The following is a 1,111-nucleotide window of genomic DNA, read 5'->3' on the forward strand; positions in this document are numbered from 1 at the left end:
CATCTCTACGGCCTTTTGCTGCATTTCAGCAATGCCGACAGGAGCGCCTCCCATATATTCCCAGGTTTTTTCGGCGGCAGCGGCGGGGGCTGTTGTGGCGATCACCATACCTTTGCCAAGCAATTCCACCATTTCAGGGATGGTATTCCAGAGCGCTTTTCCTGCCCCGATAGCGGCTTCCCCGGGATTCTCCCAGGCCGCCTCCAGATTATGTTGACTCACATCAATCCATTTGCTGACGCCATCGGCGGTTTCCTGAAACCAGTCAACGGTTTTATCCCACATTCCCTTTTCTGCCGGTGTTTCCGCTTTGGGAATGGGATTGGCTTCTGCCACTGACACTTGTGCTGGGGCTGCCTGAGCGGTAATTTTGCCAAGGGTGTTCCCTGTTCCTGTCGGGCTGTCATCGCGGACTCTGGCGGGTAAGGCGGCATTGGGTTGAGGATATTCAGGTTCTTTTGTTTTTTCCTTTTCTTCCCACTCTTTCAATGGAAACTCGCCGCTTTTGAATTTGCCAACGGCATCCTGTGCCGCTTTTTTAAAATACTGAGCTTCGAATTTGGCGTCTTCGTGATTGTAGTATTCATCTAATTCTGGATCGTTGCCGTAATCGCCATAAAACCGGTTGCTTTGCCGGTATAACGAATCGACCTTACTCAGCGCTGCCTCTGCATCTGCCTGTGTGCGAATATTAAATTCCTCGCAAAATGCTTTAGCGGTGTAATGATGGGGGGTGACGATCATTGTATCTGACATGGTTTCCTTCCTTAATGCCCCATTTATCCAAATTTTATCTCCACCAGTTTGAGTAAAGGCGACAAAATGACAGGCATAAGATGCAAATAAATCCCAAACTGCCTCTCGCAAATTCGGTATTTAATGGAAAATATTCTTAAATAGCGTTTTAAAATGATCTGAATTTCTCTCAACAAAGCGGGGAGAAATCACACGTATCTTGAAGTTAGATTGGTATAAATATTAAATGGTATTCAAATAAAAATAAACTCAACAACCACCTACTGAAGTAGGTGGGTTAGTGATTAACGGACTGAAAGTCCGGATACGCATCGGCTAAACGATGCGTCAATTGTCTACCCTGAAGTCATCATTT

Annotated in this window: 1 protein-coding gene; it reads right to left on the bottom strand. The window is 46.2% G+C overall.

What is annotated here, in order from left to right:
- On the bottom strand, positions 1 to 756 hold a 756-nt coding region (locus IQ211_RS19395; RefSeq protein ID WP_193836488.1), incomplete at its 3' end, for a hypothetical protein.
- Positions 757 to 1,111: the final 355 nt, after the last annotated feature.

It is taken from the genome of Xenorhabdus griffiniae, assembly GCF_015163655.1.
Lineage (GTDB): Bacteria > Pseudomonadota > Gammaproteobacteria > Enterobacterales > Enterobacteriaceae > Xenorhabdus > Xenorhabdus griffiniae.